Below are 13,743 nucleotides of genomic sequence, written 5' to 3' on the forward strand. Positions count from 1 at the left end.
CCGCTGCGCGTCGTCTCCCTGGTGCCCTCCCTCACGGAGGCGGTCGCCGTCACCGCGCCCGGCCTCCTCGTCGGCGTCACCGACTGGTGCACCCACCCCGCCGACCTGGGCGGTGCCGCCCGGATCGGCGGCACCAAGAACCCGGACACCGCCGCGATCACCGCCCTGCGCCCCGACCTCGTCCTCGCCAACGAGGAGGAGAACCGCGCCCCCGATCTGGACGCACTGCGGGCCGCCGGGATCGAGGTGCTCGTCACCGAGGTCCGGACCCTCGACCAGGCGCTGCGCGAGCTCGCCCGCGTCCTGGTCGCCTGCGGCGTCCCCGGGCGGCCGCGCTGGCTGGACGAAGCGGAGGCGGCCTGGGCCGCGGTGCGCCCCGACGGCCCGCCGCGCCGCGCCGTCGTCCCGGTCTGGCGGCGGCCCTGGATGGTGCTCGGCCGCGACACCTTCGCCGGCGACCTGCTCGCGCGGCTCGGTGTGGCCAACGCCTACGCCGACCATCCCGACCGCTACCCGCGCGTCCCGCTCGACGACCTGCGGGACGCCGGCGCCGATCTGGTCGTCCTGCCCGACGAGCCGTACCGCTTCACCGCCGACGACGGGCCCGAGGCGTTCCCCGGACTGCCCGCCGCCCTCGTCGACGGCCGTCACCTCACCTGGTACGGGCCGTCCCTCGCCGAGGCCCCCGCGGTGCTGCGCCGGGCGCTGCCGGCAGCGCCCCGCTGACCAGCCCGCGGACCGTCCCCGAGGCCGCCGCCAGCCACCCCGCCACCAGCAGCCCGAACAGCACCACCGCGGCCCACCGCAGCGCCTCCAGGCCCGTGTGGCGCGCCAGTCCCTCCAGACCCGTCACACATGTCCCCACCGGGAACGTGAACGCCCACCACGTCATGGCGAAACCCATGCCGCGGCGGCGTGCGCGCAGCACCAGTGCCCCGCTCCAGGCCAGCCACAGCAGCGCGAACCCCATGACCGGCAGCCCGTACACGGCCGCGAGGACCCCGCCGTAGGGCAGCCCGGGCACCACGTCCGCGAACGCGTTCACGGCCGTCGTCGACTGCCCCAGCGGCCCCAGGGCCAGCAGCAGCGCCGGAGTCAGAGCCGCCACCGGGGGCCCGCCCACCACCAGCCGCCCGAACACCAGCGGCAGCACCAGCAGCGCCGCCAGCAGGCTCAGTCCGAACAGGCCCAGGCACCCCGCCAGCAGCGTCGTCCGCGCCTGCCCGGGCGGCAGGCGCACCGCGAGCAGCGGACCGACCGCGGCCGACACCATCGGCGCGACCAGCGGCAGCAGCCACACCGGCGACGCCTCTTCCACCCGGTGCCGTACGACCATCAGGAGCGGCACCGCCACCGCCGCGGCCAGGGCGGCCGCCGTGCCCGCCGCGAACAGCGCCGCACCCAGCGCCAGGGCCACGTCCGGACCGACCCAGTCCCGCCCGACCAGCAGCGTGCCGCCGCCCGTGGAGACCAGCGCCATCGCCGTGCAGCCTTGGAACGGCGCGGTGCCCGGGTCCCGCAGGTGCTCCCGCGCCCGGTCCCGGTGGTACGTCCAGTGCAGGGCCCTGGCCGTCAGCAGTACCGCCAGCAGCGCCAGGGACAGGGCCCACATCGCCGCGCACACCGTCCGCAGGCCCGGCATCGCGACGGGCAGCCCGGCGCCCGCACTGCCTACGATCCCCGTGCCCATGACCACGGCGTACCAGTTCGGCCCCAGGTGCCGGACGCGGCGGAAGCGACGGCCCCGGGCGGCCCGGCCGGCGAGCGGACGGGACCGCGGCCGGAGGCGGGGGCGGGCTGCTGGGGCGGGGGAGCCGCCGGGGTGCGCGCGGGCGTGGCCAGGGCGCGGTCCGTCGGTGCGCGGGCCGGCGCCTTCCGCCGGGGGCTGCTCCTCGGGGCCGGGCCCGGCGTCGGGACCGGGGGAGCCGCCCGGGCGGGGCTGCGGGGCGGGGACGGGGAGGACGGTGGTCGCCATGCCACCCACCCTCGCGGCCCGCGGGACGCCCGACCAGGGCCCATTCCCCTATGGCCCCATAAGCTGGGGTTATGAGCCTGTCGCATCGCGTGCCCGACCTGGGTGCCCTGGAACTCCTGCTCGCCGTCGCCCGGCACGGCAGCCTCGGGAGGGCCGCGCGCGAGCTCGGCATCACCCAGCCCGCCGCCAGCAGCCGCATCCGCTCCATGGAACGGCAGCTCGGCGTCGCCCTCGTCGACCGCTCACCGCGCGGCTCCCGGCTCACCGACGCCGGCGCACTCGTCACCGACTGGGCGCGGCGGGTGGTGGAGGCGGCCGAGGCGTTCGACGCCGGGGCGCAGGCCCTGCGTGACCGCCGGGACTCGCGGCTGCGGGTGGCCGCGTCGATGACCATCGCCGAGTACCTCCTGCCGGGCTGGCTGATCGCCCTGCGCGCCGAGCGCACGGACACCGCCGTGTCCCTGCGGGCCGGGAACTCGGCAGCGGTCGCGGCCCTCCTGCTGGACGGCGAGGCGGACCTCGGCTACGTGGAGGGGCTGGCCGTCCCCCAGGGCCTGCAGGGCGCGGTGGTGGCCCACGACCGGCTCCTCGTGGTCGCGGCCCCGGGGCACCGGTGGGCGCGGCGCCGCGTCCCCGTCACGCCCGCCGAGCTGGCCACGACTCCCCTGGTGCTGCGCGAGCACGGGTCCGGTACCCGCCAGGTCCTCGACTCGGCCCTCGCCGGGCACGGCGGCCTCGCCGCGCCGCTCATGGAGCTGGCGTCCACCACGGCCGTGAAGGCGGCGGCGGTGAGCGGGGCCGGACCGGCGGTCCTCAGCGAACTGGCCGTCACCGAGGAGTTGACGTCCCGCCGGCTCGTGGAGGTCCCGGTCGAGGGCGCCGACCTGCGCCGCGCACTGCGCGCGGTGTGGCCCCGCGGCACCCGCCCGACCGGGCCGGCACGCGACTTGCTGTCGCTGTCGCGGGCCACGCGGGCGTAGGGGATCCTGAGCAGGCGCTGTGCCGGGACCTCCGCGACGTCGCGGGCCACGCGCGTGTAGCGGGGTCCTTCCTGCCGTGCCGGCGGCTGTGCCGGTGTCCTCCCCGGAACGCGCGCACAGCGGGCGTCGACGGCGGTGTCGGCGGCTGTACCCGGCACGCCACCGGCACGCGCGCGTGGCGGGCGGCGACGGCTCCGGCGGGTGTCACCGTCGGGGCCCGTCCAGGCGCGCGGCGCGAGCCGTGTGCGCCGGGTCGGCGCGCGGGGCCCGGGGCGGCGACCCGGGCGGTGGTGGCGCGCCTCCGCGAGCCGCGGACCGTGCGGCGGGCCGGGCCGCCACCCGCGCACGGTACGGGGCCCCGGCGCGAGGGTCACCGGGCGGACGCCGCCGCCCTCACCAGGCCCTGCATCACGCGGAGGTCCTCGCCCATCTCCGGATGCCACTGGACGCCCAGCACCCAGGTGCCCCCCGAAGGCTCCACGGCCTCCACCGTGCCGTCCTCCGCGAATGCCGACGGCCGCAGCCCCTCGCCCAGGCGGTCCACGGCCTGATGGTGGTAGGTCGGGACCTCCGTCGCCTCGGGCACCAGCGCGCCGTACCGGGTGCCGGGCACCGGCTTGACCGTGTGGCGGCCGAAACGGCCGACCCGCTCCGCGTGGCCGTCCAGGTGCTGCACCAGCGTCCCGCCGAGGGCCACGTTCAGCAGCTGCATGCCCCGGCACACGCCGAGCAGCGGTGTCCCCGCCGCCAGCGCGGCCTCGATCAGGGCCAGCTCCCAGGCGTCCCGCTCCCGGTCCGGCGGCCCGGTGCGGGGGTCGGGGCGGGCCCCGTACCGCACCGGCTCCACGTCGGCGCCGCCCGCGACGACGAGCGCGTCCAGCCGGGACACGGCCGCGGCCGCCGCCGACGGCGACGGGTCGGGCGGCAGCATCGCGGCGAGGCCGCCCGCGGCCTGCACCAGCCGGGGGTAGGCCGCGGGCAGCAGCGCCGCGGGCATGTCCCACACGCCCCACGCCGCGGGGGCGAGGTACGTCGTCACACCGATCAGTGGCCTGACCATCCCCTACCCCTCTCCGGTACGGTCCAGCTCCGCCTCGGCGGCGGCCAGCGCCGCGAACTCCTCCTCGGGGGCGCTCGCCACCAGGCGGTGCCGACTGTAGAACGCGAAGTACGCCACCGCGATCGCGTAGACGCCGAATGCCACGAGAGCGGCGTCCACGTCCACCAGGAACGTCGCCACCAGGGCCGCCAGCGCCAGGACGAAGGCGACCGACGACGTCAGCACCCCTCCCGGGGTGCGGTAGGGCCGCTCCAGGTGCGGTTCGCGGCGCCGCAGCACGATGTGGGACAGCGCCATCAGCGCGTACGAGATGGTGGCGCCGAACACCGCCACGTTCAGCATCCGGGCGCCGTCGCCCGTCCACGCCGCCAGCGAGAAGCCGATCGCGCCGGGGATCAGCAGGCCGAGGTACGGCGCCTTCCGGCGGCTCGTCAGGGACAGGAACCGCGGCAGGTAGCCGGCCCGGGACAGCGCGAAGAGCTGGCGCGAGCCCGCGTAGATGAGCGAGAAGAACGACGCGACCAGACCCGCGAGGCCCGCGTAGTTGACGAAACGGCTGAGCGCCGTCGGTCCGCCGTCCCCCTCCAGGGCCACCACCAGCGGGTTCCCCGCGTCCTGGAGCGCGGCCGAGCCGCGGACGCCCGTCGCCGCGAGGAACGTCACCACCGCCAGCAGCACCAGCACGCCCATCGACAGGGACATCGCCTTCGGCATCGACCTGACCGGGTCCTTGGCCTCCTCGGCGGCCAGCGGCACACCCTCCACCCCGAGGAAGAACCACATGCCGAACGGGAACGCCGCCCAGATGCCCAGCAGCCCGTACGGCAGCCAGGAGTTCGCGCCGAAGGCGTCCGGGTCCACCGGGATGTCGTCGAGACCCGCCGCCCGGAACTCCGTGAACGCGCCCACCGCGAAGATCAGCAGGGCCGCCACGGCGACGGTCGTCACGACCAGGCTGAAGCGGAGCGCTTCGCCCACGCCCCACAGGTGGATGCCGATGAACACGGCGAAGCAGGCCAGTCCGACCGGCCACCCGGCGGTGAGCCCGAACAGGCCGAGCGACTCGACGTAGTCGCCGATGAAGAGGGAGATCGCGGCGGGCGCCAGGACGTACTCGATGAGGATCGCCGTACCGGTGAGGAACCCTCCCCACGGGCCCAGCGCCCGGCGCGCGAAGCCGTAGCCGCCGCCCGCGGCGGGCAGGATCGCGGACAGCTCGGCCAGCGAGAACACCAGGCACGCGTACATCGTGCCCATCAGCAGCGTCGCGATCGCCAGGCCGCCGAAGCCGCCCTCCGCGAGGCCGATGTTCCAGCCGGAGTAGTCCCCGGACACGACGTACCCGACGCCGAGCCCGGTCAACAGCAGCCAGCCCGCGCTGCCCTGCCGCAAGGTGCGGCGCTTCAGATAGTCGTCCTGCGGACGACGCCCGCCCGCGGTCGTGCCCTCGGTGTCTTCCAGCGTCATGGCAGCGTCAGCCTCCCGCTCGGATCGAACCCCCGTCGACGGCCCAACGGGCCGGCCCCGCGCCGCCGCACCGGCCGCACGGACCGGCCACGGGAGCGCCCCAGGGACCCGACCCAATGGAATGGGCCCATACCTTTGCGGTGGGGCACGCCGCCGCGCAAGACCCGTGCGCGACTTTCCCCGCCGTCGCGGCTCGCCTCCGCCGCCGTACGCTCGCGGCAGGGCTTCCTGTGGCAGCGCCTCCGTCCCTGCTCGCGCCGCTTCCGTGAGCACGGGCCAGGCTTGGCTGCGGCAGTGCCGGTGTCGCCGCTGCCATCCGCTTCCGCGCGCTCGGGCGGGGGTTCCCGCGGCAGCGCCGGTGTCCCCGTTCGCGCCCGCTTTTCGGAGACGCATGCGGGGGAGTCCCGCGGCAGCGCCGGTGCCGTCATCGGCTTCCCCGGGGCTCATGCCAGGAAGCCCCGCAGCAGCGCCGCCGTCCCCGCGCAGTGCTCCCGTGCCACCTCCCGCGCGCCCTCCGCATCGCCCTCCAGGACCGCTTCGACCAGCGCGTCGTGCTGGTGCTGGGCGTGCTCCAGGTTCCGCACCAGCAGGGGGATGCCGTCCAGCAGGTCGTTCACCGTCGCCCGCACCGCGGCGTACTGCGCGGTCAGCGTCGGCGACCCCGACAGCTCGGCGAGCGCCAGGTGCAGCAGCGTGTCCCGCCGCCGGTAGTCCTCCAGCGGAGCGTCGTGCGTGGCCCGCAGGGCGGTCCGCAGCCGCCGTGCCCCCTCGCCGGTCAGCCCCTGCGCCGCGCACAGCCCGGCCGCGCCGGTCTCCAGCACCTCGCGCCACCGCAGCGCGTCCTCCAGGTCCACCGCCGCGATCCGGCGCCGCAGCTCCTCCTCACCCGGCTCCCGGTCGCGGCGCAGCACGAACGTCCCGCCGTAGCGGCCGCGCCGGCTCTCCACGAGTCCCTGCTCCTGGAGCACCTTCAGCACCTCGCGCAGCGTCACCCGGCTGATGCCGAGGCGCTCGGCGAGCTCCCGTTCGGCGGGCAGCCGCCCGCCCGCCGGCACCAGGCCGAGCCGCACCACCTGGAGGATCTGCGCCAGCGCCTCCTCGAAGCCGTTGCCCGCCCGCACCGGCCGCAGCACGGGCGTCAACGGATCGGCGGCCTGCCCCCGATCGGGCGCCTCTTTGGCCATGTGGCCCCCTCCTCTTCCCAAGCAATGGTTCTCACCCATACCTTATGGCTTCCGGCTGACCCAAGGAGGATCCATCCCGTGGCAGACCGCAGCAAGGCCGTCCACCTCCGGGCGGACCGTACCCCGCCCCTGTCCGTCGAGGAACTGCACGCCCTCGTGGCCGGCGGCACCGTCGACACCGTCGTCCTGGCCTTCCCCGACATGCAGGGCCGCCTCCAGGGCAAGCGCTTCGCCGCCCGCTTCTTCCTCGACGAGGTCCTGGAGCACGGCACCGAGGGATGCAACTACCTCCTCGCCGTCGACCCCGACATGAACACCGTCGACGGCTACGCCATGTCCTCCTGGTCCACCGGATACGGGGACTTCGCCCTGCGCCCCGACCCGGCGACCCTGCGCCGCATCCCCTGGCACCCCGGCACCGCCCTGCTCCTCGCCGACCTCACCTGGCACGACGGCGCCCCCGTCACCGCCTCCCCCCGCCACATCCTGCGCCGCCAGCTCGACCGCCTCGCCGCCCACGGCTACACCGCCCACGTCGGCACCGAGCTGGAGTTCATCGTCTTCACCGACAGCTACGAACAGGCGTGGGACGCCGACTACCGCGGGCTCACCCCCGCCAACCGGTACAACGTCGACTACTCGATCCTCGGCACCGGCCGCGTCGAACCCCTGCTGCGCAGGCTGCGCAACGACATGGCGGGCGCCGGCCTCACCGTCGAGTCCGCGAAGGGCGAGTGCAACCCCGGCCAGCACGAGATCGCCTTCCGCTACGCCGACGCCCTCACCACCTGCGACCAGCACGCCGTCTACAAGACCGGCGCCAAGGAGATCGCCGCGCAGGAAGGCGTCTCCCTCACCTTCATGGCGAAGTACAACGAACGCGAGGGCAACTCCTGCCACATCCACCTCTCCCTCCAGGACGCCGACGGCCGCAACGCGATGGCCGGCGACGGCCCGGCCGGCACCCCCGACGCCCTGTCCCCCCTCATGCGGTACTTCCTCGCCGGACAGCTCGCGGCCCTGCGCGAGTTCTCCCTGCTCTACGCGCCCAACATCAACTCGTACAAGCGCTTCCAGCCGGGCTCCTTCGCCCCCACCGCCGTGGCCTGGGGCCACGACAACCGCACCTGCGCCCTGCGGGTCGTCGGCCACGGCCCCTCCACCCGCTTCGAGAACCGCCTGCCCGGCGGCGACGTCAACCCGTACCTCGCCGTCGCCGGGCTGGTCGCCGCCGGCCTGCACGGCATCGAGCAGCAGCTCGAACTGCCCGAACCCTGCACGGGCAACGCGTACGCGGACGCCCGCGCACACGTCCCCACCACCCTGCGCGAGGCCGCCGAGCTGTGGGAGAACAGCACCCTCGCCAAGGCCGCCTTCGGCGACGAGGTCGTCGCCCACTACCGCAACATGGCCCGCGTCGAACTCGACGCCTTCGACGCCGCCGTCACCGACTGGGAGCTGCGCCGCTCCTTCGAACGCCTGTGACCACCCGTGAGGACGGACCCATGACCGACACCCCCGACGAGCTCCAGGTCCTCAACCCCGCCACCGAGGAACCCGTCGCCACCGTCCCCGCCGCGACCGCCGCCGACGTGGACGCCGCCGTCCGCCGCGCCGCCGCGGCCCAGCGCACCTGGGCCGCCCTCGCGCCCGCCGACCGGGCCAGGCTGCTGCGCCGCTTCGCCACCGCCGTCGACGACCACCTGGAGGAACTCGCCCTGCTGGAGGTGCGCGAAGCCGGCCACACCCTCGGCAACGCCCGCTGGGAAGCCGGAAACGTCCGCGACCTGCTCGACTACGCCGCCGGGGGAGTGGAGCGGCTGACCGGCCGCCAGATCCCCGTGCCCGGCGGTGTCGACGTCACCTTCCTCGAACCGCTCGGCGTGGTCGGCGTCATCGCCCCCTGGAACTTCCCCATGCCGATCGCCGCCTGGGGCACCGCACCCGCCCTCGCCGCCGGCAACGCCGTCGTCCTCAAACCCGCCGAGACCACCCCCCTCACCGCGCTCCGCCTCGCCGGCCTCGCCCGCGACGCCGGCCTCCCCGAGCACCTCTTCCAGGTGCTGCCCGGCCGCGGCCCGGTCGCGGGCGCCGCACTCGTCGAGCACCCCGGCGTGGCGAAGATCGTCTTCACCGGCTCCACCCGCGTCGGCCAGGGCGTCATGGCCGCCTGCGCCGCCCGGATGAAACGGGTCACGCTCGAACTCGGCGGCAAGAGCCCCAACATCGTCTTCGCCGACGCCGACATCGAGGCCGCCGCCCTCGCCGCGCCCATGTCCTTCCTGGACAACAGCGGCCAGGACTGCTGCGCCCGCACCCGGATCCTCGTACAGCGCAGTGTCCACGACCGCTTCCTCGCACTCCTCGCCCCCGCCGTCGAGAAGGTCGTCGTCGGCGACCCGGCCGACGAGCGCACCGAGATGGGCCCCCTCATCTCCCGCGCCCAGCTCGACCGCGTCCGCTCGTACGTCCCCGAGGACGGCGCAGGCGCCGCCGTGCGCGGCAGCGCCCCCGAGGGCCCCGGGTTCTGGTACCCGCCGACCGTGCTCACCGGCCTGGCCCCCGACGCGCCCGCCGCCACCGAGGAGATCTTCGGTCCGGTCGCCGTCGTCCTGCCCTTCGACGACGAGGCCGACGCCGTGCGCCTCGCCAACGCCACCGACTACGGCCTCTCCGGCTCCCTCTGGACCCGCGACGTCGGCCGCGCCCTGCGCGTCGCCCAGGCGGTCCAGGCGGGCAACCTCTCCGTCAACTCGCACTCCAGCGTCCGCTACTGGACCCCCTTCGGCGGCTACAAGCAGTCCGGCATCGGCCGCGAACTCGGCCCCGACGCCCTCACCGCCTTCACCGAGACCAAGAACGTCTTCATCAGCACGCACCCCACGGAAGGCTGACGCAGCGCATGACCGACCACGAGCACGCCACCGAGAACATCTGCCGCCGCCTCGTCGGCCGCACCGCCGTCATCACCGGTGCCGGCAGCGGCATCGGCCTGGCCGCCGCCCGCCGCCTCGCCTCCGAAGGCGCCCACGTCGTGTGCGGTGACATCGACGAGAAGGCCGGCAAGGCCGCCGCCGACGAGGCCGGGGGCCTCTTCGTACGCGTCGACGTCACCGACCCCGACGAGGTGGAGGCCCTCTTCGAAGCCGCGTACGACACGTACGGCAGCGTCGACGTCGCGTTCAACAACGCCGGCATCTCCCCGCCCGACGACGACTCCATCCTGGACACCGGGCTCGACGCGTGGAAGCGCGTCCAGGAGGTCAACCTGACGTCCGTCTACCTCTGCTGCAAGGCCGCCCTCCCCTACATGCGCCGCCAGGGCAGGGGCTCCATCATCAACACGGCCTCCTTCGTGGCCCGCATGGGCGCGGCGACCAGCCAGATCTCGTACACCGCGTCCAAGGGAGGCGTCCTCGCCATGTCCCGCGAACTCGGCGTGCAGTTCGCCCGCGAGGGCATCCGCGTCAACGCCCTGTGCCCCGGCCCGGTCGACACCCCGCTGCTGCGCGAGCTGTTCGCGAAGGACCCGGAACGGGCGGCCCGCCGCCTCGTCCACATCCCGCTGGGCCGGTTCGCGCGGGCCGAGGAGATCGCGGCGGCGGTGGCGTTCCTGGCGAGCGACGACTCCTCGTTCGTCAACGCCACCGACTTCCTCGTCGACGGCGGGATCGCGGGTGCGTACGTCACTCCCCTCTGAGCGCTCGTTACGCTGACCGCATGAGCATGACGACGCCGCCCGGCTGGTACCCGGACCCCGCCGCCCCCACCGTCGAACGCTGGTGGGACGGCACCGCGTGGACCGCGCACACCCGCCCGCCGGGCGGCACTCACCCGGCCGGGCCGCCCGCGGCCGTCGTCCCGCCGCGGCGAGGCCGGCGCGCCGCCCTGGCAGCCTCCGCCGCCGTCGCCGCGGCGGCGGTCGCCGTCACCGCCTTCCTGGTGCTGCGCCCCGCGGACGGCGAACCGGCCGCCGGCGCCCCGGCCTCCCCCGGGGCCGCCTCCGCCTCCCCGGCGCAGCAGCCCCCCGGCTCCGACGCCCCCACGGGGAAGCCCTCCGACGCCGTCCCGGCCGACGCCCCCGCGGAGTTCGTCGACCAGCTCAACGGCATCTCCATGCCGCTCCCGGACGGCTGGGAGGTGCCCGAGTACGGCGTGTTCCAGGCCGCCGCCATGACAACCGTCGCCGACTTCCGGTGTCCCGAGGGCGGCCGGTACTGCGACTACGGGAAGGTCAGCTCCCGCACGCTGACCAGCGGCCGGGGCACTCCGGAGCAGATGGCGAAGGACGACATCGCCGAGGCCGCCGAGGAAGCCTTCGGGAAGGACAGCCTGGGCGTCGCCCCGTACGGCGGCGTCACCTCCCACAAGGTGCTCGACCAGCGCCGGGCGGTGGCCGCGGGACGCACCGGCTACCTGGTGCGCTGGCAGGTCACCACCGGCAAGGGCCAGGGCGGCTACGTCCAGTCCCTGGTCTTCCCGTCGCCGGCCGGCGACGGCGCCCCGGTCACCGTGCGGTTCGCCTTCGCCGCGGGCGAGGGCATGCCGGAGCTGTCGCTCATGGACGAGATCACACGGAGCATCCGCCCGATCGGCAGCGCGACGGGCGGCGGTGTCGGCAGCAGCATCGCCCCCGGACAGGACGGCTGAGGCCCCGCCGGGCCGAAGGCCGCGGCCGACCGGCAGCCCGCACCGGGGAGGGCGGGCCGACCAGGGCCGAAGGCGGGACGGGACCCGCCCGGCGTGGACGTCAGGACCCGAGGGTCCGCGGGCCGGGGGACCGCACGGCCACGGCCCGGTCGGCGGACCGGCGGAACGGCAGCCGCTGTGGGGAGGACGGGCCCGGGGGAGGGGAGGGCGGCGGGCTAGAGGAACGTGCGCCCCTCGCCCCGGTAGGTGGGCACGGTCGCCGTCACCTGGTCGCCCTCCACCAGGTGCAGCCGCTCGAAGCGTTCGCACAGCTCACCCGCCTTCGCGTGGCGGAACCACACCTTGTCCCCGATGAGCAGGTCGTCGGCGGCCGAGCCCAGCAGCGGCGTCTGCACCTCGCCGGGCCCCTCCAACGGGTCGTAGCGCAGCCCTTCCGGCAGATACGGCACGGGAAGCCGGTCCTGACCGGCCACGCCCGACGCCGGGTACCCGCCGCCCAGCACCGTCACCGCGCCCACCCCGGGCCTGCGCACCACGGGCAGCGCGAACAGCGCCGCCGGGCGGCCCGTGAACGACGAGAAGTCGTCGAACAGCCGCGGCACGTACAGCCCGGACCCGGCGGCGACCTCCGTCACCGCGTCCTCGGCGACCGTGTACTGCACGCTGCCCGTCCCGCCGCCGTTCACGAACTCCAGGTCCGGCTCCACGGACCGGACCGCCGCCACCACCGCCGCGCGTCGCTCCGCCACTTCCCGCCGTGCCACCGACTGCATCAACCGGACCCCGCGGGACCGCAGCGGACGCCCCGCCACCGCGTCCCCCACACCCGCCACATGGCCTTCGTACGCCATCAGCCCCACCAGACGGAACCCCGGTCGGCGCCGCACCGACCGGGCGAGCTCGGCGAGCTGCGCCGGCTCGCGGAGCGGGGAGCGGAGCGCGCCGATCCGCAGCCGCCCGCCGAACAGCCGCAGCGACGTGTCCAGTTCGAGGCAGACCCGCACCTCCTCGCGTCCGTCCCCGCGCGCCCGGTCGATGAGGTCGAGCTGCGCCGGGTCGTCCACCATCACGGTCACGGCACGGGCCAGCTTCGCGTCGGCGGTCAGCGCGGCGTAGCCGGCGCGGTCCGCCGACGGGTACGCGAGGAGCACGTCGTCGACACCGCAGCGGGCCAGCCACAGCGACTCGTCCAGCGTGAAGGCCATCACACCCGCGAAGCCGGGGCGCGCCAGCACCCGTTCGAGCAGGGCCCGGCAGCGCACCGACTTGGTCGCGACGCGGATCGGCTTGCCCCCGGCGCGGCGCAGCAGGTCGTCCGCGTTGGCGTCGAACGCCTCCAGATCCACGAGGGCGAGCGGGGCGTCGAGAAGGGCGGTGGCCCGGTCGTAGCGGGCCCGGTCGGCTGCGCGGGGAGTCATGCGCCGAGCGTGCCAGACGCGGCTACCGCGGGGTAGGGGGTGAGGACGGGACGTTCCGGTCAGAACCGTCCTGGCCTGCGGCCGCGTTGCCGCGACGGCGGCCGCAGCCTTTAGAGTGACGCCTACACGCCGGCAAACCGGGCTGCCCCCGGCGGCGTTCCGGTACGACGACGATGGGGGGCGGATGAGCACCGGGACACCCCGCCCGCAGCAGCCCGAGGCGCCCGCGGAGACCACGACCCGCCTCCGCGTCATACGGGACCTGCCCGCGAGCAGTCCCGAACCGGCTCCGCGCGGCGACGCGCCGTCGAACGCCTCCGTGGCCGTCCCGCCCGGCGGTCTGCCGGCGAACCGTCCCGCAACCGCCCCGCCCCGCGGTCTGCCCGTCACCGGTACCGAGCCGTCCCCGTCGCGGGAACTGCCCGCGAACGGGTCCGCGGCCGACCGTCCGTGCGATCTGCCCGCCGCCGGTCCCGTACCGTCCCGGGCCGTCCCGGCGACCGGTTCCGGTGCGGCTCCCGCCTCCGCGCAGCAGGCGCCCGGCACCCCGCTCCCCCCGCCGCCCCCCGGGCAGTCCGGCCGGGCGGCTGCCTCCGAGGAGTGCCCCGGTGCGCCGGACCGGGCGGCTGCCGGCGAGAGCCACCCCGAAGGGACCCACCCGAACCCTCCCGCGACCCCGCGGGCACCCGAGCGCACTCCGCACCCCCCGCGCCCTCCACGGGCCGTGGCCGCAGCGCCGACGACCCCGCGGCGCAAGCCCGTCCTCGGGGTGCCGACCTCCGCCTCCGCGGCGGCCGGTGACCCCGCCCCCGCGGGGCGGTCCGGCCCCCCGGCGCCCCCGCACCGCACCACGGCAGACCCGGCGGCCACCGGACAGGGCCCCCTGCCGCGAGAAGCCGACCCCCCGGCGACGGTGCCCGCCCCCGGGACGTCCCGTCCCACGGCCCCGCACCCGCCCGGCGCGCCCGGCCCCACGGCGGTGCCCGCGCCCCGGGAGTCCGACTCCGCG

General features: G+C 75.9%; 11 protein-coding genes. 6 read left to right on the top strand and 5 right to left on the bottom strand.

The window, feature by feature from the left end; genetic code table 11:
• Positions 1-3: 3 nt before the first annotated feature.
• Positions 4-726: a helical backbone metal receptor gene (locus BJP40_RS27520; RefSeq protein ID WP_071283115.1), complete on the top strand. Its 723-nt coding sequence runs from the start codon at positions 4-6 to the stop codon at positions 724-726.
• Here BJP40_RS27520 and BJP40_RS27525 read toward each other — a convergent pair.
• A complete protein-coding gene (locus tag BJP40_RS27525; protein WP_079171513.1) occupies positions 653-1,975 on the bottom strand; it encodes a C4-dicarboxylate ABC transporter in 1,323 nt (440 codons plus the stop codon). The genes BJP40_RS27520 and BJP40_RS27525 overlap by 74 nt on opposite strands.
• A 71-nt stretch (positions 1,976-2,046) precedes the next feature.
• Here BJP40_RS27525 and BJP40_RS27530 point away from each other — a divergent pair, with 71 nt between their 5' ends.
• Entirely contained in the window at positions 2,047-2,955 is a 909-nt protein-coding gene (locus BJP40_RS27530; protein ID WP_175500088.1) for a LysR family transcriptional regulator, read from the top strand.
• A 370-nt stretch (positions 2,956-3,325) separates the two neighbouring features.
• Here BJP40_RS27530 and BJP40_RS27535 read toward each other — a convergent pair whose 3' ends face one another.
• From BJP40_RS27535 to BJP40_RS27545, 3 genes are all read right to left on the bottom strand, one after another.
• On the bottom strand, positions 3,326-4,015 hold the full coding sequence (locus BJP40_RS27535) for a gamma-glutamyl-gamma-aminobutyrate hydrolase family protein (RefSeq protein WP_071283103.1): 690 nt from the start codon (positions 4,013-4,015) through the stop codon (positions 3,326-3,328).
• 3 nt (positions 4,016-4,018) lie between these two features.
• Entirely contained in the window at positions 4,019-5,482 is a 1,464-nt protein-coding gene (eat, locus tag BJP40_RS27540; protein ID WP_071283104.1) for an ethanolamine permease, read from the bottom strand.
• Positions 5,483-5,925: 443 nt separating this feature from the next.
• A complete protein-coding gene (locus BJP40_RS27545) occupies positions 5,926-6,666 on the bottom strand; it encodes a FadR/GntR family transcriptional regulator (RefSeq protein WP_071283105.1) in 741 nt (246 codons plus the stop codon).
• A 78-nt stretch (positions 6,667-6,744) separates the two neighbouring features.
• Here BJP40_RS27545 and BJP40_RS27550 point away from each other — a divergent pair, with 78 nt between their 5' ends.
• From BJP40_RS27550 to BJP40_RS27565, 4 genes are read left to right on the top strand one after another with little or no spacing between them, the layout of a single operon-like run.
• Positions 6,745-8,151: a glutamine synthetase family protein gene (locus BJP40_RS27550; protein WP_071283106.1), complete on the top strand. Its 1,407-nt coding sequence runs from the start codon at positions 6,745-6,747 to the stop codon at positions 8,149-8,151.
• Between the two features lie 20 nt (positions 8,152-8,171).
• Positions 8,172-9,560, top strand: coding sequence for an aldehyde dehydrogenase (locus BJP40_RS27555; protein WP_071283107.1), 1,389 nt, complete (start codon positions 8,172-8,174; stop codon positions 9,558-9,560).
• Positions 9,561-9,568: 8 nt separating this feature from the next.
• A complete protein-coding gene (locus tag BJP40_RS27560; protein WP_071274596.1) occupies positions 9,569-10,366 on the top strand; it encodes a 3-oxoacyl-ACP reductase in 798 nt (265 codons plus the stop codon).
• Positions 10,367-10,386: 20 nt separating this feature from the next.
• Positions 10,387-11,316, top strand: a complete 930-nt coding sequence (locus BJP40_RS27565; protein WP_079171515.1) for a DUF2510 domain-containing protein — start codon at positions 10,387-10,389, stop codon at positions 11,314-11,316.
• 215 nt (positions 11,317-11,531) lie between these two features.
• Here the strand turns inward: BJP40_RS27565 and BJP40_RS27570 are convergent, their stop codons facing one another.
• The gene (locus BJP40_RS27570; protein ID WP_071272117.1) at positions 11,532-12,734 is read right to left on the bottom strand and encodes an amino acid deaminase/aldolase; all 1,203 of its coding nucleotides are present in this window, start codon (positions 12,732-12,734) and stop codon (positions 11,532-11,534) included.
• Positions 12,735-13,743: the final 1,009 nt, after the last annotated feature.

Source organism: Streptomyces sp. CC53, from assembly GCF_001865245.1.
GTDB lineage: Bacteria > Actinomycetota > Actinomycetes > Streptomycetales > Streptomycetaceae > Streptomyces.

Coding starts and splice junctions, on each gene's coding strand:
- eat (WP_071283104.1), bottom strand. CDS start 5,482: ATGACGCTGGAAGACACCGAGGGCACGACCGCGGGCGGGCGTCGTCCG.
- BJP40_RS27555 (WP_071283107.1), top strand. CDS start 8,172: ATGACCGACACCCCCGACGAGCTCCAGGTCCTCAACCCCGCCACCGAG.
- BJP40_RS27560 (WP_071274596.1), top strand. CDS start 9,569: ATGACCGACCACGAGCACGCCACCGAGAACATCTGCCGCCGCCTCGTC.
- BJP40_RS27535 (WP_071283103.1), bottom strand. CDS start 4,015: ATGGTCAGGCCACTGATCGGTGTGACGACGTACCTCGCCCCCGCGGCG.
- BJP40_RS27525 (WP_079171513.1), bottom strand. CDS start 1,975: ATGGCGACCACCGTCCTCCCCGTCCCCGCCCCGCAGCCCCGCCCGGGC.
- BJP40_RS27545 (WP_071283105.1), bottom strand. CDS start 6,666: ATGGCCAAAGAGGCGCCCGATCGGGGGCAGGCCGCCGATCCGTTGACG.
- BJP40_RS27565 (WP_079171515.1), top strand. CDS start 10,387: ATGAGCATGACGACGCCGCCCGGCTGGTACCCGGACCCCGCCGCCCCC.
- BJP40_RS27570 (WP_071272117.1), bottom strand. CDS start 12,734: ATGACTCCCCGCGCAGCCGACCGGGCCCGCTACGACCGGGCCACCGCC.
- BJP40_RS27530 (WP_175500088.1), top strand. CDS start 2,047: ATGAGCCTGTCGCATCGCGTGCCCGACCTGGGTGCCCTGGAACTCCTG.